Below are 26,601 nucleotides of genomic sequence, written 5' to 3'. Positions count from 1 at the left end.
TTTCAAATTATCGTAAGTCACTTTAGCTATATCAGAGCAATAGAGGCAGTGCGTAGAGGAGCTCACCAGACAAGATTTGCTCAGGAGGCTCGAGTGTGAGCGTCAGGCTTCTAGTTGTATCGATGAAATATCATCTCAAGCGGAGCTACATACCGGAGAAGGTGATGAGGAGGATCACTTCACTGGTGAAAAAGACAGAGTACTCGGAGATTTCTGGAATTTCTTTGAATCTCTCTTTAACCTTTTTGAAGTAAATGTAGATGATCCGAAAATCTACCAAATGCTCAAGGAGAAGAAAGAAAAAAATTGGCTTCTTTCGATAATTAAGTTTTTGCGTGACAAGCTTAAGGAGTTAATCAAGAAGATTTTTGCACGCGATTTAAGTTTCAATCAGAGGTTGGACAAAGAGATAAAAGAATTGCAGGAAAAATTAGGCAGTGGTGAGTTATCAGAAGAAGAATTTGCAAGGGCGTTAGAAAGATTAACTGCATTGCAAGATCTGAAACTCAGGTTACAAATGGCTGTTGTCGGATGGATTATTACAATGTTCGCAGAGATGTTTGGAGTTGAGTTGGCGGCTGCGGTAGAGGCATCTACAGAAAAAGAAGATAAAAAAGCAGAAAAAACATCATTAGAAGCAACTAAAGAAGTTCGTAAAGATATAGAAATCAAGGTAGATGAAAGAGAAAAGCCTAAAGTGCCAGTTTTCCTTTTTGACGTTTCACCAGGATTTGTAAGGCCGGTTTTTCTGAGCAAACCAGAACTTGAAATTGCGTCAGATCCTTTGAAACATCTATTGCGTCTTGCTGAGCTTGAAAGAAAATCTCATGAAAATTCACAAAAACCAAAAGTGGAAGAAGAGAAAAAAGCGAAGCAGGAGGGACCGAAGAAAGAGGTGTGTCCACCGAAAGTTTTGGAGGAGAAGCCTGCAACGGGGACGGGGCAGGTACAAGATGAAAAAGTGCAAAGATGCGATAGTAATCGAAAAAAAAGAAGAGACATCGATGCTGACAAAGAATCTGTTTCTGTTAATAATTGTGGATTTGATTTTACTGTCCATTGACCCTGAGCTTCCTCGAACGCTATTAGCTGAAGCATCACCGACACGGGGGTGTCCCAAGCGGAGTCGTGGTGAAGGGTTAGAGAAGCATCCCAGGCGAAGATCAAAAAAAGAGGAAGAAACAGAGCCTTTTCGGGGGGTGCTGGGGGAAATAGATCCAAGTCAACCCACTTGTGGTCAATCACAGCTATCTTTAGGTGCTGGTGAAGGTATGCTAACAGAGGCTAATATTCGGGATCAGAAAATGACCTGTAGACCATCATCGATTCCTTTTCCTATAGCATGGGATAATTCAATGTCCTTAAATTCTGGGGTTTCTGAAGATTCTCCAAAAGATATGAAGAACATTTGTAATGAGGAACCTGAAAAACAGCAAGTTACTGATAAAAGTGATCGAAAAAGTAGTGATGAGTGTTTTGAAGCAAAGTCACAAGAAAGTGAATCTCCGGAGAAGAAACATGGGGGTGGTGTTCAAAAAATAAAAAAATTGCTCTCTTCACCTTTTAAGAAGCAATATGGCGTAAACCTTAAGCGACATGATGTAGGGCGTGATACAACGCGAAGTACTCCTGGAACTCCTGTAACTGAAAAACCACCTGTGTCTAAGCCATTTTTTTCATTCCCAACTAGAATAAAAGCAAAAAATAATCCACCCTCAGGAGTGACTTCTCCTACGCATGAAGGTGGACCAGAGTGGCAACAACGTCTTGATCCTGATCAGAGGGAGGAACTATGCAAAGTTCTTTCTCCTGAGATGAAGGAGAAGCTAAACTCCGGCTTTTTTCTTCCTGAGTACGAGAAGTTACTACACTTACTTTATGTTGATAGTGAGACACTGCGTTCACTTCTTTCTACTTCTGAGGGAGCAGAGCAAGTGTGCTCAGTTCTTCCTCCTGAGAAGGGGAAGCAACTACACTCAGATTTACCTTTTAAGGCAAAAAAAGGCTTACTTTTTAAATTCTTTGATGATGAACAAGAAATTAGTCGTAACGTTTCTACAAGTTCTGCAGATAGTGGTTATTCTTCAGGATTACCTGCTTCTCCTGCTGTGCCACATAAGAAAAGTGTCTCTTCAGAGTTCAAAAAGTGTAGTGTGCAACAGGTAAAGCATATGTCAGAAGCTTTGGAGAAAAATGGAGGTTTTTAGATATATCTTAACCACCCAAGTGTTTTATTAGGGTTGGAGCCAAAATCCCTGACCCTGAAAGCACTGGTGTTAATTTTTCTCATCTATTGCAGATATTGCACCGTACTATCCACTTGATCATCGTGGCGAGTTTCTGGGAACATTAAAATCTCATACTCAAAATCATTGAGCCATACCGCTTGCTGTGGCAAAAAAACCCTGCCAGACTCTATCACCGGAACAATTTGATAAAATCGAGTGAGTTTGTCATTGTGTGGAATTATTTCGATAATCGGTAGATCGCTATTTGCCTTTAGCTCTTGTGTTAATTGTTGACCACTCGTTTTTGCTTCGATCAAAATTGCGTGTGGTGTCCATCTTGCAGCTAGTGACAGAACTTGCTCTTTAAGCTTTGGGTACTCAAGCTTTGCTCGATATACATCAAGTAAATAGAATTTATTATCTATTTTTGCCCAGGTGGTGCAGACGCTAAAGTCGCTGGAATCGTTTGTTGAAACTGCAGTGTCCCAGCTTTGAGTTACATGTGAGAGATTATCAGGGAAATTTTTATAGCGCTTTAGAGGTTGTCCGGAAACAAGTAAATTCAAGCATATTCCCTCTTTAACATAACCCTACTCATAGCTAGGTATATGAAATTCTCAGTGGATGTTGTGAGTAAATCATACTCCTTCGATAGCCTTCTATTCCTATTAACCCAAGCAAAAGTCCTTTCTACAACCCATCTTCTTGGCTGTACTTTAAACCCTTGTTCTCTTGTTGGTAGTAGCTCAGGTGGCGTATCTTTGTGCACCCAAAATCTACATGGAGGCCTTTTAACAATTTCAATATCTATGTCATATTCTTCCTTTATGTGATTCTTTAAATTTCTTCCTTGGTATCCCATGTCAGCCCACATTTTTTTAACTTTAGTATATTTTGTTCTCATATTGTTTAATGCTATTTTAATACCATCTCTATCATTTTCGTTAGCAGCGCCTACGTAACAACCTAGTATAAAACCCTGAGTGTCTGTAATTATATGCCTTTTTCTACCCTTTACTTTTTTACTTCCATCATAGCCTTTGATCCCCCCTTTTCTGTAGTCTTTACAGATTGACTATCTACTATACAGGCACTCGGCTGCTCATTCCTTCCTATTTTTCTTCTACTATATTTCATAATTCATTTTCTCAAAAATTCCCTGCTTCTTCCATTGCCTGAACTGCTCATACACAGTCTTCCATAGCGGAAAATCATTTGGTAAATACCGCCATTGACACCCTGTACGCAATACATAGAAAATTGCTTCTAATATTTCTCTTTTGCTATACTTTGGCGGCCTTCCTCCTTTCTTGTATGATACTCTGAAGTGTTTTTCTATTCTTGCCCATTCCCTTTCGCTTAGATCTGTTGGATACTTTTTTCTCATCTTTACCCCGTACTAAAATTTCAGATATTATAGCCTTTTACTTGTTTCCGGACAACCTCTTAGCCACTCTTGTTTTATTATACCACTTGAAAGCGGCAGGGGGTTTTGTTGATATTGAGCAGCAAAAGCGTAACTCCCGAGTTCAACTTTTATCATCTCAACTTCTTCTCTTCCTCCCTCCAGGGGATATAATAACTCATTCTCTTCTCTTGAGTATAATACTCTTGCAGGTAGTGTCATTCCAGCACTTGATGCTGGAATCCAGTCTTTTGCGGTTGAATTTTCTGGATCCCAGTGTCTGGGCACTGGGATGACAGGAGGGGGGGTTGGAATGACACCAGTATGGTTATTAATTGAATAAATAACCTCCTTATTTTCAGAAATCATTGGCAAACAAATGTGATGCCATATGTTTTTTGGCTTGGATAAGAGGTGCCCAGTTAAGTCTTCCAGGTGGAGCCTATGCATCACAAGCACAATTACTCCTTTTTTTCTATCGTTGAGTCTCGTTACTAAAGTCTGATCGAACCAGTTTGTGGCACGTTTTCTAAATGTTTCACTCAAAGCTTGAGCAGGGTTAAGCGGATCATCCACAATAATAAAGTCACCACCTTCACCGGTTAATGTTCCTCCAACTGATGTTGCGATTCTGTATCCTCTCTGCACTGTTTGGAATTTATATTTAGTGTTCTGGTCTTTGGATAGTTCTACCTCTGGAAATAGCTTTTTATACCAATCAGATTGCATTATGCACCTCGTATCGAGCGAATGTTTTTCGCTAAGCAACTTAGAATAACTTGCAACTATTATTCTTGCAGTTGGCTGATTTCCCAGTATCCATGCGGGCCACGCAACACTTACACATATGGACTTCATTGAACGCGGAGGCATATTGAGTATTATGCGCCTTACTTCGCCAGCATTCGCTGCTTCCAGCCTGTCTGCTATGACTTTTATGTACTGATAATCATTATACTCACATCCCGGCACCACTGTTTGAAAGCACAGTTCAATGAATTTTAGAAAGTTCATGTTAGACCTCCTATAGTATCACCCAAGTAACCCCTATGGTGTCATCCAAGTAGCCGACACTGGTTCCTTTATGACGGCGTCATGCAAGTAGCTGACACTGGAATCCAGTTTTTATTATACAGCTGCTCAATGTGCTCATTACAGTGAAGTTTCCAGTGTCTGGGCACTGGGATGACATCCTTTGGTTTTTTATATGGTTACGCAAGAAATCTAGTGTAGATTTTTATTTATTTTATAAGATTGAAGTGTTACAGTAGCGAGCTTACAACACTACTGTTTTGTAAATTTAGTGAATAAAATTACTTCTTCAACTTTATCGAAGTAAAGAATTGATTTCCATTGCGGTAAATGAGCAACATTATTGAATCTTTACCGTTTTTCTTTACTGCTGAATCAACTTGTTTTTGAAAATCATTAGTATTTTCTATATCGGTTCCATCTAATTGGATAATAATGTCTCCTTTTTTAATACCACGCAGCGTGGCATTACTGTTACTATCTACATTGGTAACTATCACACCTTTTGTAGGATTACTTTCTTTTGATTCTTTTGGCAGGTTTGAAACAGTTAAACCAGTTATGTAATCGGATGTTGATTTATTTTCTTCTTGATTATTACCTTGACCATCATTTGCAGATTCTTCAATCACAACCTTAATATTGACCTCTTTGCTCTTTCTAAGTAACTTAATTTGTACTTTTTTTCCAGGTTCAGTTCTTGAAACCATTTGAGGCAGTTGTGTCATTCTATCAATTTTTTTATCATCAAATTCTAATAATATGTCACCCACCTTAATTCCACCTTTTTCTGCAGGACTATCCTGTACTATACTTGCAACCAGTGCACCTTTTGTATCTTTTAAACCCAAGGACTTAGCGAATTCTTTCGTTATAGGCTGAACTTGCACACCAAGCCAACCATGTTTTATTTTTTTGCCACTTTTTAATGTGTCAATAATTGACATAGCTAAATTAGATGGTATAGCAAAGCCTATACCCACGTTACCGCCAGACTCAGATGGGGAATAGATAGCGGTGTTAATGCCTATAACTTTTCCATTTAAATCAAATAATGGCCCTCCAGAGTTGCCTCTATTAATTGCAGCGTCGGTTTGAATAAATTCATTCATAGTGCCGATACTAATGTCTCTAGACCTTGCAGATACAACTCCCTTGCTAACGGAGCTACCCAAACCAAATGGGTTACCTATTGCAATAACAGTATCGCCAACCCTTGCTGCATCAGAATCACCAAATGCGACGAAAGGAAGGTCTTTATCAGAATGGATCTTAAGCACAGCAAGATCAGTTCTTGCATCATAGCCTAAAACTTCTGCTTTAAAATGAGTATTATCGTTCATGGTAGCTGTGATATCTTGGGCGTTTTTAATAACGTGATAATTTGTTACTATGATTCCACCTTTATCTATAATAAACCCAGAGCCAAGCAACACCACCTCTCTGTTAACACTAGGGCCCCTATCCATAAAAAACTGATCAAAGTGCTCAAAAAACTCTCTAAAATCATCAAAAAAATTATTTCCTGGCATAGATGGAACTCTAGTTTTGCTGTTATTTTCTTGTTTGATGATTTGTTCGCTTGAAATATTTACAACCGCAGGAATGAGTTCTTCCACTAAATCGGCAAGTCCTTGATTACAGTTGCATGCAGTAGTGCTAGCATCAACAACTTTTTTTGCGTTCCAGTCGAACACATTAGCGTATGAAGAGAATGAAATCAAAAAACATGCAAATATAGATAAAATAATTTTCATAGACTATTTCCACCCCTTATTTAAAATATCTAAAAAATTATTATTTGGTGAAAGTACAAATTTAGTATTATTTTCGGCAAATGATTTACTATAAGCGCTCATAGAGCGATAAAAGTTAAAGAACTCTTCATCAACCTTAAATGCCTCATTATAAATTCTAGTTGCTTCAGCATAACCACGGCCCCTTATTTCGTACGATTCTTTTACTGCACTGGAGATAATTTCCCTTTTTAATTTATCAGCTTTTGATCTAACTTCCTGCCCAGCTTGCTCTCCTTCTGCTCTAATTTCTTTTGCTTCTTTTTCCCTTTCAGTTTGCATACGGCGAAATATTGCAGAACTATTTTCTTCTGGTAAATCTGCTCTCTTAATTCTTACATCTATTATTTCTATGCCAAATTTTTCAGCTTCAGAATAAACTCCACGCTGAATCAATTGCATAACCTCTGATCTTTTTTCATTCAACAAGCTAATCAACGAAAATCTGCCTATATTTTCTCTTATGTGAGCTTCTATAACCGGATATAATCTTCTAACCAGACCTGATTCATTCCTCACAGCCTGGTAAAAAGTAACAGGATTTGTTATTTTATATTTTGCATACGCATCTACTATAATACGTTTTTGATCCGCTGTTATCACTTCCCTTGGGATCTTATCAGGACTTAAATCTAAAACTCTTTTATCAAGAAACTCTACACTATTTATGAATGGCAACTTAAAATATAAGCCACTTTCCCTAACATCCCTTACAACTTTACCCAGTTGTATAACTATTGCTTGCTTTGTTTCTTGCACAACAAATATTGAATTAGATAAAACAATCAATAAAACAACAAATACAGAAACAAAAACAATTTTAATATTACTACTCATGGTTATTTTCCTAAATTTGTAAGAGGTAAATAAGAAAACATACCTTTCAGATCATCAGTTACAACAACTTTGTCTACCTTACTGAAAATATTTTCCATAGTTTCAAGATAAATACGATTCTTAACGAGAGAAGGATTCTGTCTATATTCCTCATAAAGAGATAAAAAGCGATTTGCATTACCTTTTGCTTCATTTATTATTTCATTTTCATATGCTTGTGCATCTAATTTTATCTTTATCGCTTCACCCTTTGCTCGAGGTATAATATCATTATTATAAGCATATGCTTCGTTTATAGTACGCTCTTTGTCTGCACGAGCACTTTGTACATCTCTAAACGAACTGATTACTTTTTCTGGTGGATCAATTTTTTTCATTTGAACAGATAAAATCTCTATACCCATTTGGTATCCATCAAGAATCTGCTGCAATAGAATTCTAGTATCTCTAGAAATTTCTGGTCTGCCTTGACCAAGTGCAAAAGAGATCGTGTTTTTACCTATTATTTCTCTCATGGCACTTTCAGCAGCATTTTTAACACTGAAACCGGGTTTGTAATCCCGCACTTTGAATAAATAGTCCTTAGCATCTCTAACGCGCCATTGAACCTCGAAGTTAACGTTGACTATATTTTCATCTCCAGTTAGCATCACGCCTTCACCGCGATCTGTATCTCGCCCATAAGAACTACTTACCCCAATTTCTTCACGATTTACTTCCTTAACGTTCACTTTAAAAACCTTGCCAATAGGGTAGGGGAAGTGATAACGCAAACCAGGTGTTTCTGTATTAGAATATTTACCAAAGGTAAGTTCTATACTTTCTTCACTAGGATGGACAATATAAAAGCCAGTGCAAGCATAGAACAGCAAAATAATGAAAATGATGAAATAAGGTTTTTTGCCCCTGTTTCTGGTTAATCCATTAAGAAAGAACCTTATATCAGATACAGCTTTACTTAAAATATCTTCATTATTGGGAGTTTTGTTCCCTACCGGTTTCTTTCCCAGGTTCCAAGGATTATTATCATCAAACATAATGATTGATTCTATAATTAATACGCTAATATTACTTCTTTAATAAGAAAATGCAAACATAAATTGCTATTTTATTTACAAATTAATCATCAGGATGGAAAACATGATCGTACACTTCCTTTTCTCTATGTAATATGGTCGACTCTATGGAATTTTCTGGCTTTTTTTTGAATTCTTTTTTGTCACTCTTTAAGTGCACTACGTCTTCGTGAAAATGGAAATGATAGCTGAATAATAAAACCATTATTATTAAAGTTATAACAGCTAAAAAGATGAGTGTTCTTTTTCTATACCTCATAAATGCTGCAGCTTCTTGACCTAATTTTCTACGCTACCACAAAACACGTCAAGCGAAATTATTTGAAGATAAATAAATACTGGCAATCAATTTAACACTAACTTAAGAATCAAGGAATACAATTATAATATATTTAATTAATAGTGAGGTTTAAAATGTCACCTAATGAAAAAAATTCAAATTCTGTTGGAACTCAACAAAACCAACCAGAAGATAGTTTTGATTTGAATAAAACGATGCAAAATCTACCAAATTCAGATATTGCTAATGATCCCAAGAAGCTAAAAGAAAGAATTACTGACCTGTTAAAAGGGGATACAGAATTCTCTAAGATGAAACAAGGAGATAAGATTCTTGTAGTAAGTACAGCAAGTGGATTATTTACGGCAGTACTACCACTTTTGGCAGTTGGTGCAACACTTGCTATACCGGGTGCTATAGTTGGTCTTGCTTTATATTTCGCTGTAAAAGTCGCTGTAAAAGCAGTTCAATCTGGATATAAAGGGCTCAAGTGGTCAGCAGAAAAAACAGTTGATGGGGCGAAATATACTGCCGGAAAAGTTAGAGATGGTGCTGTACATGTTAAAGATAAGGTGAAAGAAGGTTATGAACATTCAGTAGATTCACTGAAAAAAGGCGCTAGTTTTGTAGGCGAAGGAGTGGCAAATAAGTTCCATAAGGCATCTGGTGAGACGGACTATTTAGATAAGGTAAAAAGGTTTACTCCAGATGCAATTAAGAAATCTGACGAAATAAGAAATGATATGAAAGCAATTTTTGCTGATAAAGGAAATAATTCTGGGTTAGTGAAAAATATACTTTCTGGAATATCGTCAGAAATTGATTTAAAAATGGCAGAGAAGGCAAAATCAGGGGAGATTGAACATACTTCTGGATGGCAAGTACAGAAAGAATTCATTAATAATTTAAATGAAAAAAGCTTGCATAACTTGTTAACACAAAGGTCATTACCTAAAGGTAGTTATTTCATCGACAGTGTTTTCTCTGAACATCACGATGAAATTAAGAAGGTTATTAAAGAATGTAGAGAAAATCATTTGTACTCAAGCGTAAGCAATATGTTTGACAGAGCAGAGAAAAAAGCTAACAGGCCTTCTGTCAAAAGTTTAACTAGGTCTGTGTCATCATCATTCTCTTCACTGGGAAGAAAAAACTCTGAACAATCTAACAGCTTGTCAAGAAGCAATTCACTAAATTCTATAGGAACTGAAAGTACTGCTACTGTCTCTGATTCAGATTCTCAGAACTTTGCAACAGTCCGTAGAAGCAATTCATCTAGTAGCTTAACTCCTAAGCTTACTCCAGTTGCTCCACCAGAACTACCTAGAAGCGCCTCATTGACTAACTTAAATGGACAAAGTTCTTTCAGTGAAGATGTTCTCAGTGATCCTATTGTGGAGCAAAACCTGGATAGTTTGAGTAACAGAACTCTCACTCACAGTAATTCTACTGATAGTGGAATGGGTTCTGGTTCTTCTACGCTAACAAGAAAACAAGTTCTTCCTTTAAAAGAAGAATTTGACAGAGAACTCGAAGAAAAGTTGGCAAAACGACGCGCATCTCTAGATCAACCTAGTGCAGAACCTGTCAACTCAAGAGCTACAACAACTCCAGGAACAGTGTAATAAGTAAAACTTCTACCTTCTCCAAAAGGATGTTACTCAATGAGTAACGTCCTTTTTTTGTTTTTAAACTATAGAAAAATCCTAGATCCCAGCGGTATGCGTACAACCGTATGAACATTGTGATTTCTCTGCTAGGAAAGGTGTCATCCCAGTGCCCCTGTGATGTCATTCCAGTGCTTGACACTGGGATCCAGGAAAGTTTGCTTGTTTACAAGCAAACTAGCATAGAAAGTGGTTACAACGTTTTCGATGAGATTATATGGAAAACTGGATTCCAGTGTCAAGCACTGGAATGACATCACAGGGGCACTGGGATGACACCTTTACGTTTGAGGCAAACTAGCTATAACACTTAACATACTACCTTTGCAAACAAATGTTCATACAGTACGCGCTGGCGTTATTTTCTCTTGATGAATAAATCTCGGTAGAGTATAGTAGCAATGCGTTTATGTAAATTCTAATGAGTAATTTAGTTTTAGTCTATGCAACTTTTTCAAATTTTGAGGAGGCTAAGACTGTTTCTGAGGAATTGTTAAACGAGAAATTAATTGTATGTGTAAACATATTTCCCGAAGTGAATTCTCTGTATTTATGGGAAGGTAAAATTAGTAATAGTTGTGAAGTAGTAGCAATTATGAAAAGCAAAAATGATCAAGTTGATAAAATTGTAGAAAAAATCGAAGCAATGCATTCTTATGATCAGCCAGCTATTGCTGTGATGCCCATAGAAAAAGCAAATAAATCTTTTACTAATTGGGCTAATAGTGTTATTGATGTAAGTAGTATTGGGGTGTAGCCAAGTGGTAAGGCAGCGGTTTTTGATACCGCCACGCGAAGGTTCGAATCCTTCCACCCCAGCCATATTGAAGTGGGTGTGAAATGATATCACTTTTCTATAAATTAAGATTATTGAATTATATATTAGGTAGTCTAAAAGATATAATTGTGAAACTGTTTCTCTTCACAATGTATCTTTACACATTCAGCATTGTGCTCATGTTTCTCAGCAATGGTTTTTGGTATGCTGTAGAATTTTGCTCTTTCAAAAATGCGTTTTACCGTTTTTTTCAATATTGCAAGTGGTATTATGAAAATAGGGAAGATCTCGGTTACGGAATTTCTATTCGAATATTAGTGGCGTTTCTTACTCCGCATTTTCTCTATAAATTATTACTTGGCACAGGCTGGAAGTCCTTTTTAAAGGAAAAGATAATACAGATACTCAACACAAGAAGAAAAAAGGGTAGTGAGTTCAGTAACAGTAGCAAACCAAGTGGCAGTAGTTATAGTGATAAGAATAATTACAGCAATAACAGTGGTAACAATGAGCGTCAAGCTCAAGATGCAAAGCGAAAAGTAAACATGATAAAGCAGCTATTAATCAAAGATATAGAGGCAACTATAGATAGGAGATTGAATTATATTTTTTTCGGTAAAAGGAGTAAACCTCATTAAGTATATAAAAAGGCTTTATCTAGTAAGGCTTTTTAAGGTTGGCTGTATTTTATTTTTTACGTATACCGGATCACAATCAGCCAATATACATGTGTGCACAAAATCTTGACTAAAGTCTGACAACCAAGAAATTGCCTTACGTTTTTCTACCAAGCTTTCTGTTTTTTTACAGTTACTTGCTGCATCAGTCATCGCCTGCGCTATTACTGATTTCCACAGCAAATAATACCTTTGTATATCATCTGACGTACTATTTGTTTCATAGTGGTTAAAAAATTCTTTAAAATTGAAGTTGTTTAACATAATGATACCTCTTTGGATTGAAATTTGAAATGATTTAAGTTTATGTCGCCACAGCAGATTCCGCTAACACGTAGCGGGATGACGATTGTCAGGCCAGCGCCCCTATGATGTCATTCAAGTAGCTGACACTGGTTCCTTTATGATGATGTCATCCCAGTGCTTGACACTGGGATCCAGCCCTTCCATAATCATCAAAACATTGTATTTTAACGTAAAACAGCTATTTTTATACTCACCAACTTAATAAAATTCCTGGATTCCAGTGTCAAGCACTGGAATGACACCCTTTACGGGCTCTTAAATTGCAACTAATCTAAATATTTAAGAAATTTACCAAATGAAAAAAAAGGCAAAAGAAGCCCCGTAGTTAACTAGTTATTTATATGTACTTCAAAATATTGGCGTTTTTTATTCTAAACGCTGCAATTTAGCGACTTTTAAACTGCAACAGACCCTTAGCTTAAATGCTAAGAAATTTACTAAGCAGAAAAAAAGGCAAAAGAAACCCCGTGTTAGCTAGTTGTCACTCTCTAATCCTGCAAATCGGCGTACTATACTGTCTTAAACGACTTATAAGCGCGTTTCAGCTTATATAGGTAAAAACCCAGAAATGTTGTGAAGACATAAGGTACACATAGTGCAAAAAATTAAAAATAAGACGCCAACTACGTTGTTTTCTTGCTATTTAATCTGCACAGATGAAGATAACTGAATACCTTCAGTATCATGATAAGGGGGCTGGCGAAGGGTGTCAAGTAAGTTTTTTCGTTTCTGCGGGTTACCTGATTTTCCTACTGAAATTTTGAAAAATGTAATCTACTTCTATATTCAAATATATCAAGCAGTAATTCAAAATCAGCCATTGCGCCTTTTGCGTTATTATACGCAAGATTGAGCAGCTCTCTGTCCTGATATAAATCAGCAAATTTAAATTCCATACATCCTGATTGTTTTGTGCCTAAAATATCTCCACTGCCTCTTAGCATCATATCCCTTTCAGCAATGTAAAATCCATCTTGTGACTCACACATGATCTTTAACTTTGAAGATGAGCTTTTACTTAAATTATCGTATAATAATACACAAAAAGATGGCTTGTTTCCTCGCCCTACTCTGCCTCTTAACTGATGCAATTGTGATAACCCAAATTGCTCTGCATTTTCTATAATCATGATGGTTGCATCTGGCACATCTATACCAACTTCTATCACAGTGGTTGCAACAAGCAGAGAAAATTCATTCCTTTTGAAGGAAAACATAATTTGATCTTTCTGCTCCTGAGTCAATTTTCCGTGTATTATCCCGACTTTATCAAGAAATGTTTTTTGTAATTCCTGAAAACGCATCTCTGCTGCAGCAATATTGGTCTCTTCGTTTTCTTCTATATATGGACAAATCCAATATGCTTTTTCGCCCCTGTTTATAGCACCTTTTAGCTTTTCAATAACATCTGGCACCCTACTAATGTTCATAGTTACAGTTTTTATTGGCAATCTGGATTTTGGTTTTTCTTTCAAAATTGAACATTCAACATCACCATACATAGCTTGCTGCAAGGTTCTTGGAATGGGAGTTGCAGTAACGAAAAGTATATCGGCATTTTCTCCTTTTCCTACCAAGCGATTTCTCTGCATCACTCCAAATCGCTGTTGCTCGTCTATGACTGCAAGCCCTAAATTTTTAAATGTAACGTTAGCTTGAAATAGTGCATGAGTGCCAATCACTATATTTAAAACACCACTTGCAAGTTCGTTCATGATAATCTTTCTTTCCTTGCGCGAAGTTTTACCAGTAAGCAGCGCAACTTTTATATCGGTACAGGATAAAACTTCCTCAATCCAATTATAATGTTGCTCCGCCAAGATAGTAGTCGGTGCCATTAGAGCTGCCTGCATGTTGTTTTCTACCACATTTATCATCGCAAAAAGTGCAACTACGGTTTTGCCACTACCAACATCACCTTGCAGCAAGCTTATCATGCGATACTTGGATTTTTGTCTCTCTGAGATCTCATCTATTGCACGAGTTTGATCATTTGTTAATTGAAACGACAATTCATTTAAAACTTGCTCTTTGTATTTACTCAATATTACAAATTCTCTTCCCCTTTCTTTCACATGATTTTTTCTTGCAAGTTTCAGCGCTAGCTGATACGCAAACAATTCATCATAAGCAAGCCTTTTTCTACAAACCTCAGCTTCCGCCAATGAGCTTGGTCTGTGCAACTTTATGATGCTTTCCCTCCAACTCAACCATTTTTTTTGCTTGATTAATGTATCATCTATCCACTCTGGTAAATCAGGCAATTCCTTTAGATTAGAGCTTATTATGTTCCCAATGCGCTTATTGGTAATGCCACGGCATAATTGGTAAACTGGCTCTATGCAAGCTATTTCTTTAAATTGGTTGATGTCAAGCGACACGTAATCTGGATGAGTAATCTGCCAATGTTCAGCAAATTTTTCGAGTTTGCCACTGACGATCACAGAAGCTCCGATTGGAAATAGTTTATATAAATACTTAACTGAGTAATTAAAAAAGACTATGAATATATACTGACTCTCACTTTCAACGACTATTTTATATGGTCTACCTCTAAAAGTGGGCGACTGATGCTCATAAACTTTTGCAATGAAAGTTGTAAATTCTCCAACTCGAGCATCAGATAGTAACTTGCTTCTATCCACATAACTAAGTGGCTTATAAAACAGCAGATCCACCACCTTGTCCCCACCACAAAGTTTAGGCAATATTGCGGAATGGAACTTAGGTATATTCTCCAGCCTGCTATTTAGAAAAATCTGATTGCTCATTGAGATTCATACATGTGTAAAACTGTTATAGAGCCTTTTTAAAATCTTGTCACCTTATGGTCAGGTATGCACTATAGCTAGCACAGCTCTCTAACGTCATACCGCGATTCATTCGCGGTATCTCAGCCGCTAACACGTAACGGAATGACGAATTTGTTGTTTTTAAAATCGTCGGTAAGCCTAAGTTACCCCTAACTATATTTGCTATCATAGGGCTTATAGTAGGTATTTTATTAACTTATTAATCATTTTTATGTATTATTATACTATCAGCAGTCTATATCAAGGTATTAATAATGAGTAGCTCTATATCAGAAGAAAAGGAAAATCCAGTAGTTACATTAAGAGCTCAAGCAGAAAAGTTTGGTTTTAGCAAGTTAAGAGCTGGTAAAGACAATGCTGAAGCGAATTCTGGTAATACAGCGTTCTTAGATTTTCAGAGAATGGATTTTGTTATTAACGGCAAAAGTATAAGTAGAGATTTGATTGCCGAGCTATACAAAGAACATGATAGTTTACTGCCAAAAAGTGAAGGTAAAAATGAAGACTACCGCCCATTTGCAAGAAAAGTTTTTAAGGAGATGTTCAAATACGCTAAGGCAGAAGTTCCAAGTGACTCTATCTTGGAAGAATTAGTTATCAATTGTAATCAAGCAGGATATGAAGCTGGTGTACATATAGAGTTTCAAGGTGCACTTAGCCAGCATTCATTCATAATAGAAAGCCCTGAAAAAGTAATAAGTATTGACTGTGTTAGCCAAAATAATGTGAGTGTTAAATCTGATATGACATTACCAATATTTTTCCAAAGGAGTGACGGTACATTCGGTGACAAGGTGTGTGATCTATCCAGCTCACTAGAATTCACGCTTAAGTCTCAAGATGATAAAAATGTAACATACACAAATGGTAACTTGTCACTTACTGTTCCTGAGAGACTGAAGGACTATAATATAGGTGATAAAAGCTTATTTGACATTATAAAAGAATACTTTCAGAAATTGTGCGAGAGGCTTGGATTTTTTAAAATAAAAATAGAGCATGGTTTAGGCGATCCACTAGAAGTAAGCGACCATCTGGAAAATATGGAACCCCCTATTCGTAGTAATGAGCACGGCCTGAATTAAAATATCTTGAGCTTGTTTGCACAATCAATCACTTCAGCATTTAGAAATTGTTTTTTAAACCAGGTATACTGACGTTTCGCGTAGTGTCTTGTGTTTGTTTGAGCAATTTGTATCGCTTCGTCTAAAGTAATCTCACCTTTCAAGTACTTTATAATTTCTGGCACTCCGTGTGCTTTCATAGCTGGCAAATGTGGGGCTAGGTTCATGCTAAGTAGCTTTTTTACTTCATCAATTGCTCCATTTTCAATCATTGTAATGAAACGAGAATTTATTTTTCGGTATACATCTTCACGTTTAGGCAGAATTGTATATATCTTAAAATTATTGAATAAAGGAGGCTGTCTATTCTCTTGCCATACAAAAATTGACTTGCCAGTTTCAGTGATAACTTCAAGTGCCCTTGAAAGGCGGTGCGAGTCATTCATGAACACTTTACCTTGAATCCTTGGATCTTTGCTTAGCGCTAATTTGTAAAACTCCTCTTTACTTAAATTTTTCCTTAATTCGCTTACATTTTTCCTCACTTCCTGACTTATTTGTGGCATTGATGATAAGCCTTTGATTAAACTGCTGATGTAAAGCCCGCTTCCTCCAGTGATGATAGGTATTTGAGCATTTTCTAATGCGTGATTAACTTCTTTTTCTAAATCTTCTAACCATAGACCCACGGAATAATTTTCTTTTGCTGAAACATAACCATATAGTTTATAAAATACTTCTTGCTTTGGTGGTTGAGCAGTAATTATGGGAATTTCTTCATATACCTGCTTTGAATCACAATTTATTATACTAATATTTCCATATTTTTCTATCAGGTTATCGCATAATTCTGATTTACCTGAGGCCGTAATTCCTGTAATAATTACTATATTATTTTTCATTTATATTAATTAATTAACATATGATAAAGTGTAGTAAAAGTTTGGATTCTACAATCTAAAGTTTGGAGATTTTTATGGCAGAAAACAACGACAATAATTCATTTACTAAGCGTTTCACAAACAGGACTCCTGGCGGTACAGGGGAAGGTTTTTCCAGTAAGTATTCGTCTCAAAACACCAAAGAACGTGCGCTAGGGGAAAAAGGAAAAATTTCTGAATTAGCAGGCAAAAAAACCGAATCCAAGGAAGCTTTTTCTGAAAGTGGCGGCATAAAAAGTAAAAGCAGAACTGTCAATGAAAGATCTTTTGCTGATGCAACAAAAAGAAGTAGGTCAGATCTTGTATACTTAGTCCGTGGTAAAGATCGTGGAAAATCAGCGTGGCATTATGTATTAGTTGATAAAGAGAAAAGAGAAATGTTTCTAGCAAAAAGCAGAACTGGCTCTATAGATGTTGCAGACTATGGAGAGATTTTGTATTCAGGATGGGGAGAGGATCCACCACAGGCAATAGTTGATAAAGTCAATGAAGAGTTTGGGTTGTAGCAAGTCTGCATAACAAATGGTAAGCTGCGTTGTATTATATTCACAAAAACTAGCGTATCTGTTTAGAGGAGTGGCTAATGTGCAAATATTGAAGCAAAGTGCGTGACACACAGCTGTACGAGCATTGCAATATGGTACATAGTAAACGATGTCATTCCAGTGCTTGACACTGGAATCCAGCTTTTTCATAATCATCAAAATGTTGTATTTTAACATAAAACGGCTACTTTTATGCTTACCAACTTAATAAAATTCCTGGATCCCAGTGTCAAGCACTGGGATGACACCATTTGTTGTAAACTCACTTTTACTCTATGGTCTTGCCGCTATCCTGAACGGATACAAACTAGCAGTTACTATATAAGATACAATGCAACAAAACTGATCTAGTTGTTATAAATAAGTTTTGAGCTATATGGTATCTAAAATAATAAATGCAATACAGAACAACTTGTTAGTGTGTTTTCCAACAGAAACAGTGTATGCTCTTGCTTGTAATGCACTAGATAATGAATCTATAGGAAAAATATATCAGATAAAGAAACGCTCTCAAAATAAACCACTGTCTATATTTGTTAGTGATATTTACAATTTGACAAAAATAGCAAAGGTAAAGGAAAGATATATTGATTTAATAAACTACTTTTCTCCTGGACCAATTACCTATATTTTACCACTTAAAAACAACAACATATTGCCAAACGAATTCTTTAAAGATAGTATAGGTATCAGAATTCCTGAGCATCCTATTGCAATTTCAATACTAAACAAACTGAAAGTTCCAATAGTTGCAACTAGTACAAATATTTCAGGAAAAAAAAGTGTATGTAAGGCAAACGATATACCACAATCCATTAAGCAACATTTATCTGTAGTGATTGAAGATGACGAACTAGTTTCTGGTATAGAATCTACTATTATTGACTTAACCGAAGATAAGATTAAGGTTTTAAGGGAAGGTGCAATTTCATTACAAACAGTAAACAACGCATTTTCAAACTAAAACCTATAGGAGAAAGAATGAAAAAAGTAATAGGCCACAACCAAGCCAAAAAAAAAATAATGAACAACTTATCTGTTCAGTCTTGGCTGATCTGTGGTAAAAAAGGTATAGGAAAAGCAACACTTGCAAAATCCTTTTCCAATTGGTTACTCATAAAAAACTATAATGAAGTAGCGTTGGACTTACACATTGTTGAAGGTGATACTATCGGAATAGAAAAAGTCAGAGAAATGAAAAACTTTCTACACTTAAGTCCCATTCAATCAGAACACAAAATAGCTATAATAGATAGCTTAGAGGTAATGACTAATAACGCTAAAAACGCAATATTGAAAATATTAGAGGAGCCGCCAAAAGATTCTAAGGTATTTATAATTAGCCATAAGCCATATGATATACAAACCACTATCCGGTGTAGGTGTTTCCAGCTAAATTTACTTCCATTAACTTATGATGAAACAAAGCAAGTTGTTTCATCTCAATGTAAATCTGATGATCAAACGTTTGATAAAATCATTACTTTATTTCCTGGAATGCCAGGAATGATAATAAATGCAATAAGTAGTGATGCTTATGAAGCATACAAATGCTTTTATAAATTTCTTCATGATTTAAAGAATCCCAATATGATTAATAAAGTAATTAATAGCGAAATCGAACTAGAACTAGCATCATATATAATTCAGGCCTTCATTTTAGAAAGCATAAAGAGAGAGGTAAATGGTGTTGAAATTCTGCTAAGTCAGTGGAAAAAAATAGATAAACTTTTCGTTGCCGCAAAGCAACTCCACTTAGATAAAAAGCATGTTTTAGCTAATGTAGTTAATATCATGACATAAGTTTACGAAGTATAATACTTTTAACATAAATTCATGATAAAATTCTGTTAATTTAATACTCGAAGTATATAATTTGACTGATAATAAATTAACTGTATGGCAATCAATAGAAGTTTTGACGAAAGCCATATTGAACATGCAGAAAAAATTAAGCTTAATTAAGAATATAGCTTCAGATCAAGACGTAACCCTAGAAAAAGGAAAGGAGTTGTTAAGTGGCATTTATGAAGCAAATTTTAAGCTAAACAAGACAATCAATATAGCTACTTTGCCAAAAATTGGCTATCATATGCTAAATGATGAGCTTGTTGTACGTAATCATATTACGGAAGAGGAAGTAAAGATTCCTAGAGATTTTCATTACCTTAAAGTCGTTAAATCCGATCATGATAATTATAAATTAACGTTTTGTAATTTTTTAGGTAATGAGTTTTTTGAATATAAAAAGTATGATCCACAATATTCTGGCGTTTCAGATGAATATAAATTTGTGGATTTTGGTAGTGTAAAAAAGACTCATAATCTAAAATTTAAGGAATATGTTGGTCATGCACCTAAGTTTTTTGCTGCAGAAGGTCCTATTGAGCCTGGATCTCAAAACCACGCAATTGATCTATTTAGGCTAGTCAAAGATGGTAAAGGTAGCAAAGTGGGAACCCTCGCTGATGAATTTGGTTATTTTGATGATCAAAATAAATTACATTATTATAATTATCACAAAAGTGCTGAAAGTAATATTTACAATCCTGAAAATTTCAGTATAAAAATGATAAATATAGATGTGAGCAAAATCGACAAATTCTACCTTATTGCGGAACAAGGTGATATAATCATTCATCCTATTTTGGAAAATTTAGACATATTTTAAAGTTTTTTAGAGTATCTAATTTTGTTGTTATTATAATTGGATTTGGTAGCATTGTGTTATGGAAGATAAATTGCTTGAATCAGTAAAAAACAAAAGTTATTTCAGTAAAGCAGTCGAATGGTATTGCCATAGGTATCTGTTTTGTGTAGCAGAAAGATCTTGGATGGCATTAATAGTATCGCTTCTCCTAGTAGGTATATGTTTATTAACATTAAACATATACCTGTTATTTCCTATTAAAAAAGATTTAAATTTTGTGAAGTATATGAACCACACAGAAGATGAGTTCTCTGCAATGCATAAGCTTAGTTTCAGTAAAAAGGAAGATGAATACACTTCCACAGCGAGGTACTTAATAAGTAAATACATTGAAATATACGAGTCCATTAAGATCGTTGAACCGAAGTACCAAGAAAATTTTATAAGAAACAATTCTATACATAAAATCTATCAAGGCTTTCAGGAAAAAACGAATAATGAAGCTGGTAATTTGTCTTTATCTAAAAGAAAAATCGCCAACATAAATGTAATAACATTATCTATTGATCGATCGACCAAGGACTTAGTTACATTTGCTGGAAATGCTACTGTAGTTTTTACAACCGAGCAAAATAAGGAGGATACTGTGGAGATTAGCTTCACTTTGTCGAATATAAAAGCAACTCTGGCTGGTATAATACCATTTAAATTTATTGTTAATGGTTATAAATACAGATAATCACATTTAAAATATTACTTGGTAGCTAAAAAAAATAACCAAAGTGCACATAGCAGTAATAACTGGAGGTAAAACTAGAAGAATTGGCGTTTTTTTAATGAAGTAATTCTGAGAAGGTTTTAAGAAAAAGGCATTGTAAATCATCGGTAAAAAGTACAGAGCGTTGAGTATAGTACTAACAATTAACACTAAAGTTACAAACACAGAAAGTATTACATTGCCAGAGTTGAAAACAGCTTGAAAAATGAGAAATTTACCCCAAAAAGTCGGAGCAGGCGGCACCCCTATCATAGACAATGCACCTATAGCAAATGCTGTCATGCTAATTGGCATACTGCGTCCTATACCGTGAATCTTATCTATATATTTCTCGCCTGTTTTCGTTATTATGCTACCTGCAACGAAAAACAAAGTGATTTTTGCAAATGCGTGGCAAACTAATTGAAAAATTGCAACTCTCATGCTGAGCTCACTAAAAATTGAAGCGAATAATATAATATACGACAATTGAGAGATGGTAGAGTAAGCAAGCAATTTCTTTAATTCTTTTTGCTTTAATGCAATCAATGATGCAGTAATTATAGTAAATCCAGCAGCGTACGGAAGCCACCCTCCAGCAAACCAACTTTGCTGCGCAAAACGTTGCATGTTACCGACACCGAAAGTGTATAATATAACTTTTATGATGATGAAAACTCCGGATTTCACAACAGCAACAGCATGCAGTAGTGCGCTTACAGGAGTTGGTGCAACCATTGCTTTTGGTAACCAAAAATGCATTGGCATTAATGCAGCTTTTCCTATTCCGTAAATCAGCATAGCAAAACACACCGCAATAAAAGTGCTGAGTGAAGTATCAAATTTGAATATTCCACCACTTACAAAGTCTAAAGTATGAAATTCATTATATAAAAGGCCTATTGCAGGAAAAAATAATACCAAAGAAGAGAAAAATAGCACGCCAAAGTAATAGCGCCCTGCAATCATTGATTCATTTGTTGAGTTGTAAGTAACCAGGGGGTATGTACTAATAGTTAGAAGCTCATAAAAGACAAATGTAGTAAGCAAATCTCCAGAAAAAGCAATAAACATTGTACAGCTAATCGATATTGAAAAAAAGCATAGAAAACTTGAGTGATTGCTATCAGCATAGTTATTCTGCATATAACATATTGCATATATACTGGTTAGTATCCACAAAAATAATATTAATAAACTGAATATCACTCCACTAGACTCTAGCTTTAAACTAATATGCAAATTATTACCAAAATCCATGAGGATAAATTGAGAATGATCACCATACACCCAATATAAAGTGCACAGACACGTATACGCAAACAGAAGTAGAGAAGAAGTGACAGTAATACTATTGTTCACTCTGGGCCATTTACCAGTAAAAAAAATAGCTAACGCACTTAAAAGTGGAATCAACGCAGTAATTAATAAATAATTCTCAGTAATAAAAAATGGTAAGGAAAGATACATTAACATTAAATTTTCTGTTTAGGTAAAGCTGGAATTATACTCAAATCATAGAAAAACTGCTATGTTTTTTTGGTAAACTAGTTGCTAGTATATGCTATAGCTATACCGCGATTCATTCCATAGCTGTACGAACATTCATTTTTGAAGGTAAATTGCACAGCAAATGGTGTCATTCCAGTCTGGAATCCAGTTGAGCTATTTCAACAAAAATACTGCATTTTGAGATGAACGTTTATTTGCACCAGACTTATTTACAAGTATAACAATTAAAGTCTGGATTCCAGACTGGAATGACACCCTTTTGGATGGAAAGCTACTTTCATGACATCATCATAAAGTAAAATGAGATCCCAGTGTCAAGCACTGGGATGACAAGAAAGAGGCTACTTGGGTAACTTTGTCATTCCAGTCTGGAATCCAGCCTTGCCGTAATCTCATCAAGAACGTTGTGTTTTAACATAAAACGGCTACTTTTATGCTTACCAACTTAATAAAATTCCTGGATCCCAGACTGGAATGACAAGAGAGGGTACTTGGATAAGAGGCATTGCCCTCCTGGTAGGCCCAAATTGCAATGTTCATACAGTTGTGCATAGGATGACAAAAGAGTAAACTTTATCTGTGTGAGCTATAGACGCAAATTATAACAAATGCAGTAGCGTAATCTCCATCGTCACTCAGAGAAAGATGAATCTTGTAGTCCTTTGAGATGAAATCCTTTCTGACAGCAATATATGGTTTTCCTCTTACATCGCTATATATTTCTATACCTTTCATTGTAATACCCTGACCACTGCCTAGTGCTTTAATAAAAGCCTCCTTTGCTGCAAAGCGTTTAGCAAAATACCTTGCTCGCATTTCTTGACTATTATACTTTCTACTTAGCTCTATTTCCTTTTCAGTGTAGATTCTATTGAGAAATTTTTCCCCGTATTTTTGTAATATTCTCAATATTCTTGGTATATATACTATGTCAGTGCCGATACCGTGTATCATTTTGCGCTAAAGTGATTTATTGCTTCCTCAATTTGCATTTCCTTTACCTCTCCAGTTGCTCTATTTTTTACTTCAACTATATTTTCACTTACTGCTTTCTTTCCGACAATTATTTGCCACGGCAAGCCTATCAGATCCATTCTAGAAAATTTTACTCCTACACTCCCTTCCGTATCATCGTAAAGCACTTCATCGCTTTTCAAAGCTTTGTATATTTTATCTGCAGCCTCCGGTACTTTCGTTTGTAAATTGATTAAACCAATTCTGAAAGGAGCCACCGATTCTGGCCAGATAATTCCTTTATCATCATGAAAAGCTTCTATTATTGCACCAACAAGCCTTGAAACCCCAATACCATACGAACCCATATGTATATTGACATTTTTTCCATCTTGAGAAGTAACACTTGCCTTCATAGGCTTTGAGTATTTGTCGCCAAAATAAAAAATATGCCCTATTTCAATACCCTTACTAACATTTAACTGTTCTTGTGATGTAGGGCAAGTCTCAGGATCATGCATATCATCTGCAACTGCGTATATACTCTTTAAACTTTCAATATCTTCACTCTCTAGTAGTTCAGAAAATTTATTGTCATAATATAAAGTGCTCTCACCAGTGTTTGCCAATATATGAAACTCGTGGCTCAAATTTCCTCCAATTGGCCCAGTATCTGCCCTAACTCCAATTGGAGTAAGTCCCATGCGTTTGAAGATTTTTATGTAAGTTTTGTACATCAAATTATATGAATTCAGTGCACCTTCGTAATCTACATCAAAACTATACGCATCCTTCATCAGAAATTCTCTGCCTCTCATAACGCCATAACGCGGCCTTACTTCGTCACGAAACTTCCACTGAATTTGATATAAACAAAGCGGCAAATCTTTGTAACTTTTTACCGTATTTCTAATCAAATCAGTTGCTACTTCCTCGTGTGTTGGACCAAAAAGCATATCTTCCTCATACCTATCCTTTATACGCAACATTTCCTTACCGTAATCATCGTAACGCCCTGATTCTCGCCAAAGATTTGCTGGTTGCACACAAGGCATTAACACTTCAATAGCGCCAGATTTATCCATTTCATCTCTGATGATGTCTTCAATATTTTTAAGCACTAAGAGACCAAGTGGTAACCAGGAATAAATGCCAGATGCTATCTGCTTTATTAAACCTGCACGTAAAGAATATTGATGGGAGATAATTTTAGCATGGGCAGGCTTTTCCTTTAGAGTTGGTAAGTAATACTTGGATAAACGCATATAATAGATCTGATTGTATTAAGCAATCTTAATACAATCAGACCTGTAGGTAAACTTATTTTGAAAAAGAAGGGAAGTGCGTGGTGCTTCCCCGTGCAACAAATTGTCTTTGGCATGGAGACGCTTCTTTATCAAACTTTGCCATGAGACCCTTAACAAGAGAAGTAGATGAGTCTTTCACTTCAGTCACTGTTGTTGCAGGAGGAGCTTCAGGTTTCGTTTTTAAATTAACAGGCTTAGGCGGTATCGGTGGCTTTTTTGTATTTGGTTGGTGGCTTGGCGGAGCTGCAGTTTCAGGATATTGTTGATCATCATCAGATCTATAACCACTCTCGGGAGTGCTTGTTCCTTTTTTATTGTCTGATTGGGAATTTGAAGGCGTAGATTTTTTCCTGCTTTTTGTCAGCACCTTCTTTTTCTGCTCTATCTCTTTCTGTTTGTCTTTGCTTTCATCTGTAGTCCAACCTGAATCGCTAATAGAATCAGAATGCTCACTTTCACTATCTGAGAATTCAATGGCTATTCTCCTTGCAAGAATAGAAGCCATATCACACTTTGTTTTTGGAGTACTCTTCTCAGGGCTTTGTTGATTTTTATTAACTGGTTTCAATGTAAAACCTCCTCTTATTTCTGCAAATAAAGCATTTTTGGAATCTGTTTGCTCACCTTCACTATTCTTTTCTCGTTTTTCCCTATTTTGTTTTAATTTTTCATCGCGTGCTTTTTTCTGTTCTTTGCTCATACCTGCCTTACCGCCAGCTTTTTTTATACTATTAAGTAAATCATTACTACCCTGTTGAGTTGATGAATTTTGAGGAGGAGGAGGTACTGCACCACTTGCTTGATTCAATTGCTCAGGAGTTGGCATAGGAGGAGGTGGTGGTGGTGCACAGCTTGATAGAGGAGGAGGCGGCGGCTGTAGCATATTGGCACTTGGATTTGGTTGTGTTCCAAACGTTACTGGAGGTGATTGAGGAGTAGGTACATTTGATTTATTCTCCAGATTAGTACAATTTTTACACACAAATTTTTGTGGTTCTTGAGATGGAGTATGGCCGAATTTCTGTCCATTAAGACCTAATTCTTTCTTATTATCATCTCTAGAAATAGCCAGTTTAACAAGATATGTCACTGAAATAAGTGCAACAACCGCAGAAACAGCAAAGATTGCTAAAGGAACTGCTGCAATAACATAAGGAAGATATTGACCAGATGTGAAACTAAATACAGACAATAATGAGATAGTAATTAAAGGTTTCCATATAGTCCCCTTAGTTTTAGTAAGCTCCTGACTATCTTTTAGCAATGAAGAATTATTGGATGTCGTCATTTCTTTGCCTCATTTGTTAACGATAATTTAATAATAACCCAATTAATAATTTCTGTCAATAATGAATTATGAAAAATAAAGTCAAAATTTGAATAGATAAGCTATAAGTAATATACGACCAGCAATAGCCATACAATAGACTTCTTGTATAACCCACACTAAGTAGAAAAAAGGTGTCATCCAAGTAGCTGACACTGCTCTCCTTTGTCATTCCAGTGCTTGACACTGGAATGACACCGAAGGGGCTACTGCCGTCTTGGATGGAAACCAGTGTCAGAACTAGTTAACCATGGGGCTTCTTTTGCCTTTTTTTTCATTTGGTAAATTTCTTAAATATTTATGGCTAACATGAAGCTAAGTACGAACTTTGTTAAACATAACAAATGGTGCCATTCCAGTGCTCCTTTTTTTGTCATCCCAGTGCTTGACACTGGGATCAAGTTTTCCATATAATCTCATCGAAAATGTTGTAACCACTTTCTGTGCTAGTTTGCTTGCTTACAAGCAAACTTTCCTGGATCCCAGTGTCTGGGCACTGGGATGACATCATAGGGACACTGGGATTACACCCTGACAATCGTCATTCAGCTACTTGTTAGCGGCTAAGAGATACCGCGAATGAATCGCGGTATGACGGTTCGTGGCGGCATGACGATAACCTCGTCTCACTGCCATTAAGTTAAGGAAA

General features: G+C 35.9%; 24 protein-coding genes, 1 tRNA gene and 4 pseudogenes. 15 read left to right on the top strand and 14 right to left on the bottom strand.

Going from position 1 to position 26,601, the window contains the following annotated elements; genetic code table 11:
- Positions 1 to 76 precede the first annotated feature (76 nt).
- The gene (locus AAGD70_RS06300; protein WP_341814078.1) at positions 77 to 1,063 is read left to right on the top strand and encodes a hypothetical protein; all 987 of its coding nucleotides are present in this window, start codon (positions 77 to 79) and stop codon (positions 1,061 to 1,063) included.
- Entirely contained in the window at positions 954 to 2,207 is a 1,254-nt protein-coding gene (locus AAGD70_RS06295) for a hypothetical protein (RefSeq protein WP_341814077.1), read from the top strand. The genes AAGD70_RS06300 and AAGD70_RS06295 overlap by 110 nt, the downstream gene beginning before the upstream one ends.
- An 83-nt stretch (positions 2,208 to 2,290) precedes the next feature.
- Here AAGD70_RS06295 and terL read toward each other — a convergent pair.
- The 7 genes and pseudogenes from terL to hflK all read right to left on the bottom strand — a co-directional run.
- A pseudogene (terL, locus tag AAGD70_RS06290) lies at positions 2,291 to 2,770 on the bottom strand (phage terminase large subunit); the annotation flags it as partial.
- 20 nt (positions 2,771 to 2,790) lie between these two features.
- A pseudogene (locus tag AAGD70_RS06285) lies at positions 2,791 to 3,615 on the bottom strand (IS5-like element ISWpi1 family transposase).
- A 57-nt stretch (positions 3,616 to 3,672) separates the two neighbouring features.
- Positions 3,673 to 4,647: pseudogene (locus AAGD70_RS06280) on the bottom strand (WPE palindromic element domain-containing protein); the annotation flags it as partial.
- Positions 4,648 to 4,724: 77 nt separating this feature from the next.
- A pseudogene (locus AAGD70_RS06275) lies at positions 4,725 to 4,829 on the bottom strand (WPE palindromic element domain-containing protein); the annotation flags it as partial.
- A gap of 117 nt (positions 4,830 to 4,946) precedes the next feature.
- Positions 4,947 to 6,422 carry a DegQ family serine endoprotease gene (locus tag AAGD70_RS06270; protein ID WP_065094533.1) on the bottom strand — a complete coding sequence of 492 codons (1,476 nt, stop codon included), beginning with the start codon at positions 6,420 to 6,422 and terminating at the stop codon, positions 4,947 to 4,949.
- 3 nt (positions 6,423 to 6,425) lie between these two features.
- Positions 6,426 to 7,298, bottom strand: a complete 873-nt coding sequence (gene hflC / locus AAGD70_RS06265; protein WP_012673275.1) for a protease modulator HflC — start codon at positions 7,296 to 7,298, stop codon at positions 6,426 to 6,428.
- A 2-nt stretch (positions 7,299 to 7,300) separates the two neighbouring features.
- Positions 7,301 to 8,335 (bottom strand): FtsH protease activity modulator HflK, encoded by a 1,035-nt coding sequence (hflK, locus tag AAGD70_RS06260; protein ID WP_010962866.1) that lies wholly within the window; start codon positions 8,333 to 8,335, stop codon positions 7,301 to 7,303.
- 453 nt (positions 8,336 to 8,788) lie between these two features.
- On the opposite strand from hflK, the gene walE1 reads away from it, so the two are divergent.
- From walE1 to AAGD70_RS06235, 5 genes are all read left to right on the top strand, one after another.
- Positions 8,789 to 10,279, top strand: coding sequence for an actin bundler (gene walE1 / locus AAGD70_RS06255; RefSeq protein ID WP_156517990.1), 1,491 nt, complete (start codon positions 8,789 to 8,791; stop codon positions 10,277 to 10,279).
- 110 nt (positions 10,280 to 10,389) lie between these two features.
- Positions 10,390 to 10,575, top strand: coding sequence for a hypothetical protein (locus AAGD70_RS06250; protein ID WP_065094530.1), 186 nt, complete (start codon positions 10,390 to 10,392; stop codon positions 10,573 to 10,575).
- A 167-nt stretch (positions 10,576 to 10,742) separates the two neighbouring features.
- Positions 10,743 to 11,078 (top strand): divalent-cation tolerance protein CutA, encoded by a 336-nt coding sequence (gene cutA, locus AAGD70_RS06245; protein WP_065094529.1) that lies wholly within the window; start codon positions 10,743 to 10,745, stop codon positions 11,076 to 11,078.
- Positions 11,069 to 11,143 (top strand) — tRNA-Gln (locus AAGD70_RS06240). Before cutA ends, AAGD70_RS06240 begins: the two co-directional genes overlap by 10 nt.
- Positions 11,144 to 11,278: 135 nt before the next feature.
- Entirely contained in the window at positions 11,279 to 11,737 is a 459-nt protein-coding gene (locus AAGD70_RS06235; RefSeq protein WP_245611016.1) for a hypothetical protein, read from the top strand.
- A gap of 15 nt (positions 11,738 to 11,752) precedes the next feature.
- Here the strand turns inward: AAGD70_RS06235 and AAGD70_RS06230 are convergent, their stop codons facing one another.
- The gene (locus AAGD70_RS06230; RefSeq protein WP_065094527.1) at positions 11,753 to 12,040 is read right to left on the bottom strand and encodes a hypothetical protein; all 288 of its coding nucleotides are present in this window, start codon (positions 12,038 to 12,040) and stop codon (positions 11,753 to 11,755) included.
- An 85-nt stretch (positions 12,041 to 12,125) separates the two neighbouring features.
- On the opposite strand from AAGD70_RS06230, the gene AAGD70_RS06225 reads away from it, so the two are divergent.
- A complete protein-coding gene (locus tag AAGD70_RS06225; RefSeq protein WP_156517989.1) occupies positions 12,126 to 12,284 on the top strand; it encodes a hypothetical protein in 159 nt (52 codons plus the stop codon).
- Between the two features lie 547 nt (positions 12,285 to 12,831).
- Here the strand turns inward: AAGD70_RS06225 and recG are convergent.
- The gene (recG, locus tag AAGD70_RS06220) at positions 12,832 to 14,853 is read right to left on the bottom strand and encodes an ATP-dependent DNA helicase RecG (protein WP_065094526.1); all 2,022 of its coding nucleotides are present in this window, start codon (positions 14,851 to 14,853) and stop codon (positions 12,832 to 12,834) included.
- A gap of 296 nt (positions 14,854 to 15,149) precedes the next feature.
- On the opposite strand from recG, the gene AAGD70_RS06215 reads away from it, so the two are divergent.
- Positions 15,150 to 15,980 (top strand): hypothetical protein, encoded by an 831-nt coding sequence (locus AAGD70_RS06215; RefSeq protein ID WP_065094525.1) that lies wholly within the window; start codon positions 15,150 to 15,152, stop codon positions 15,978 to 15,980.
- On the opposite strand, the gene miaA is transcribed toward AAGD70_RS06215, so the two are convergent.
- A complete protein-coding gene (miaA, locus tag AAGD70_RS06210; protein ID WP_065094524.1) occupies positions 15,977 to 16,861 on the bottom strand; it encodes a tRNA (adenosine(37)-N6)-dimethylallyltransferase MiaA in 885 nt (294 codons plus the stop codon). The genes AAGD70_RS06215 and miaA overlap by 4 nt on opposite strands.
- 74 nt (positions 16,862 to 16,935) lie before the next feature.
- Here miaA and AAGD70_RS06205 point away from each other — a divergent pair, with 74 nt between their 5' ends.
- From AAGD70_RS06205 to AAGD70_RS06185, 5 genes are all read left to right on the top strand, one after another.
- Entirely contained in the window at positions 16,936 to 17,406 is a 471-nt protein-coding gene (locus AAGD70_RS06205) for a hypothetical protein (protein WP_065094523.1), read from the top strand.
- A gap of 415 nt (positions 17,407 to 17,821) precedes the next feature.
- Complete coding sequence (locus AAGD70_RS06200; RefSeq protein WP_065094522.1) at positions 17,822 to 18,409, top strand: L-threonylcarbamoyladenylate synthase; 588 nt, start codon at positions 17,822 to 17,824, stop codon at positions 18,407 to 18,409.
- Positions 18,410 to 18,426: 17 nt separating this feature from the next.
- On the top strand, positions 18,427 to 19,248 hold the full coding sequence (locus AAGD70_RS06195; RefSeq protein WP_065094521.1) for a DNA polymerase III subunit delta': 822 nt from the start codon (positions 18,427 to 18,429) through the stop codon (positions 19,246 to 19,248).
- A 73-nt stretch (positions 19,249 to 19,321) separates the two neighbouring features.
- Complete coding sequence (locus AAGD70_RS06190; RefSeq protein WP_065094520.1) at positions 19,322 to 20,116, top strand: hypothetical protein; 795 nt, start codon at positions 19,322 to 19,324, stop codon at positions 20,114 to 20,116.
- 58 nt (positions 20,117 to 20,174) lie between these two features.
- On the top strand, positions 20,175 to 20,834 hold the full coding sequence (locus AAGD70_RS06185; RefSeq protein WP_065094519.1) for a conjugal transfer protein TraJ: 660 nt from the start codon (positions 20,175 to 20,177) through the stop codon (positions 20,832 to 20,834).
- A 6-nt stretch (positions 20,835 to 20,840) separates the two neighbouring features.
- On the opposite strand, the gene AAGD70_RS06180 is transcribed toward AAGD70_RS06185, so the two are convergent.
- From AAGD70_RS06180 to AAGD70_RS06165, 4 genes are all read right to left on the bottom strand, one after another.
- Positions 20,841 to 22,322, bottom strand: a complete 1,482-nt coding sequence (locus AAGD70_RS06180) for a proton-conducting transporter membrane subunit (protein ID WP_065095304.1) — start codon at positions 22,320 to 22,322, stop codon at positions 20,841 to 20,843.
- Between the two features lie 615 nt (positions 22,323 to 22,937).
- A complete protein-coding gene (locus AAGD70_RS06175) occupies positions 22,938 to 23,318 on the bottom strand; it encodes a holo-[acyl-carrier-protein] synthase (protein ID WP_065094517.1) in 381 nt (126 codons plus the stop codon).
- The gene (gene proS / locus AAGD70_RS06170; RefSeq protein WP_065094516.1) at positions 23,315 to 24,583 is read right to left on the bottom strand and encodes a proline--tRNA ligase; all 1,269 of its coding nucleotides are present in this window, start codon (positions 24,581 to 24,583) and stop codon (positions 23,315 to 23,317) included. The genes AAGD70_RS06175 and proS overlap by 4 nt, the downstream gene beginning before the upstream one ends.
- Before the next feature lie 55 nt (positions 24,584 to 24,638).
- Complete coding sequence (locus AAGD70_RS06165) at positions 24,639 to 25,913, bottom strand: WH2 domain-containing protein (RefSeq protein ID WP_156518230.1); 1,275 nt, start codon at positions 25,911 to 25,913, stop codon at positions 24,639 to 24,641.
- 367 nt (positions 25,914 to 26,280) lie between these two features.
- Between AAGD70_RS06165 and AAGD70_RS06160 the strand changes: the two genes are divergently transcribed.
- Positions 26,281 to 26,457, top strand: a complete 177-nt coding sequence (locus AAGD70_RS06160; protein ID WP_167347026.1) for a hypothetical protein — start codon at positions 26,281 to 26,283, stop codon at positions 26,455 to 26,457.
- The last annotated feature ends 144 nt before the right edge of the window (positions 26,458 to 26,601 follow it).

The sequence above is a fragment of the Wolbachia endosymbiont (group A) of Nomada flava genome (assembly GCF_964027055.1).
GTDB classification, from domain to species: Bacteria; Pseudomonadota; Alphaproteobacteria; order Rickettsiales; family Anaplasmataceae; genus Wolbachia; species Wolbachia pipientis.
The sequence above is the reverse complement of the archived record's forward strand: the minus strand, read 5'-3'. Positions and strand labels throughout refer to the sequence as shown.

What these genes read in the sequence shown, in the direction of transcription:
- AAGD70_RS06180 (WP_065095304.1), bottom strand. Translation starts at nt 22,322, where the DNA reads ATGTATCTTTCCTTACCATTTTTTATTACTGAGAATTATTTATTAATT.
- AAGD70_RS06185 (WP_065094519.1), top strand. Translation starts at nt 20,175, where the DNA reads ATGGAAGATAAATTGCTTGAATCAGTAAAAAACAAAAGTTATTTCAGT.
- AAGD70_RS06200 (WP_065094522.1), top strand. Translation starts at nt 17,822, where the DNA reads ATGGTATCTAAAATAATAAATGCAATACAGAACAACTTGTTAGTGTGT.
- AAGD70_RS06215 (WP_065094525.1), top strand. Translation starts at nt 15,150, where the DNA reads ATGAGTAGCTCTATATCAGAAGAAAAGGAAAATCCAGTAGTTACATTA.
- AAGD70_RS06230 (WP_065094527.1), bottom strand. Translation starts at nt 12,040, where the DNA reads ATGTTAAACAACTTCAATTTTAAAGAATTTTTTAACCACTATGAAACA.
- AAGD70_RS06195 (WP_065094521.1), top strand. Translation starts at nt 18,427, where the DNA reads ATGAAAAAAGTAATAGGCCACAACCAAGCCAAAAAAAAAATAATGAAC.
- hflC (WP_012673275.1), bottom strand. Translation starts at nt 7,298, where the DNA reads ATGAGTAGTAATATTAAAATTGTTTTTGTTTCTGTATTTGTTGTTTTA.
- AAGD70_RS06250 (WP_065094530.1), top strand. Translation starts at nt 10,390, where the DNA reads ATGAACATTGTGATTTCTCTGCTAGGAAAGGTGTCATCCCAGTGCCCC.
- AAGD70_RS06235 (WP_245611016.1), top strand. Translation starts at nt 11,279, where the DNA reads ATGTTTCTCAGCAATGGTTTTTGGTATGCTGTAGAATTTTGCTCTTTC.
- recG (WP_065094526.1), bottom strand. Translation starts at nt 14,853, where the DNA reads ATGAGCAATCAGATTTTTCTAAATAGCAGGCTGGAGAATATACCTAAG.
- AAGD70_RS06175 (WP_065094517.1), bottom strand. Translation starts at nt 23,318, where the DNA reads ATGATACACGGTATCGGCACTGACATAGTATATATACCAAGAATATTG.
- AAGD70_RS06205 (WP_065094523.1), top strand. Translation starts at nt 16,936, where the DNA reads ATGGCAGAAAACAACGACAATAATTCATTTACTAAGCGTTTCACAAAC.
- hflK (WP_010962866.1), bottom strand. Translation starts at nt 8,335, where the DNA reads ATGTTTGATGATAATAATCCTTGGAACCTGGGAAAGAAACCGGTAGGG.
- proS (WP_065094516.1), bottom strand. Translation starts at nt 24,583, where the DNA reads ATGCGTTTATCCAAGTATTACTTACCAACTCTAAAGGAAAAGCCTGCC.
- walE1 (WP_156517990.1), top strand. Translation starts at nt 8,789, where the DNA reads ATGTCACCTAATGAAAAAAATTCAAATTCTGTTGGAACTCAACAAAAC.
- miaA (WP_065094524.1), bottom strand. Translation starts at nt 16,861, where the DNA reads ATGAAAAATAATATAGTAATTATTACAGGAATTACGGCCTCAGGTAAA.
- AAGD70_RS06165 (WP_156518230.1), bottom strand. Translation starts at nt 25,913, where the DNA reads ATGACGACATCCAATAATTCTTCATTGCTAAAAGATAGTCAGGAGCTT.
- AAGD70_RS06295 (WP_341814077.1), top strand. Translation starts at nt 954, where the DNA reads ATGAAAAAGTGCAAAGATGCGATAGTAATCGAAAAAAAAGAAGAGACA.
- AAGD70_RS06270 (WP_065094533.1), bottom strand. Translation starts at nt 6,422, where the DNA reads ATGAAAATTATTTTATCTATATTTGCATGTTTTTTGATTTCATTCTCT.
- cutA (WP_065094529.1), top strand. Translation starts at nt 10,743, where the DNA reads ATGAGTAATTTAGTTTTAGTCTATGCAACTTTTTCAAATTTTGAGGAG.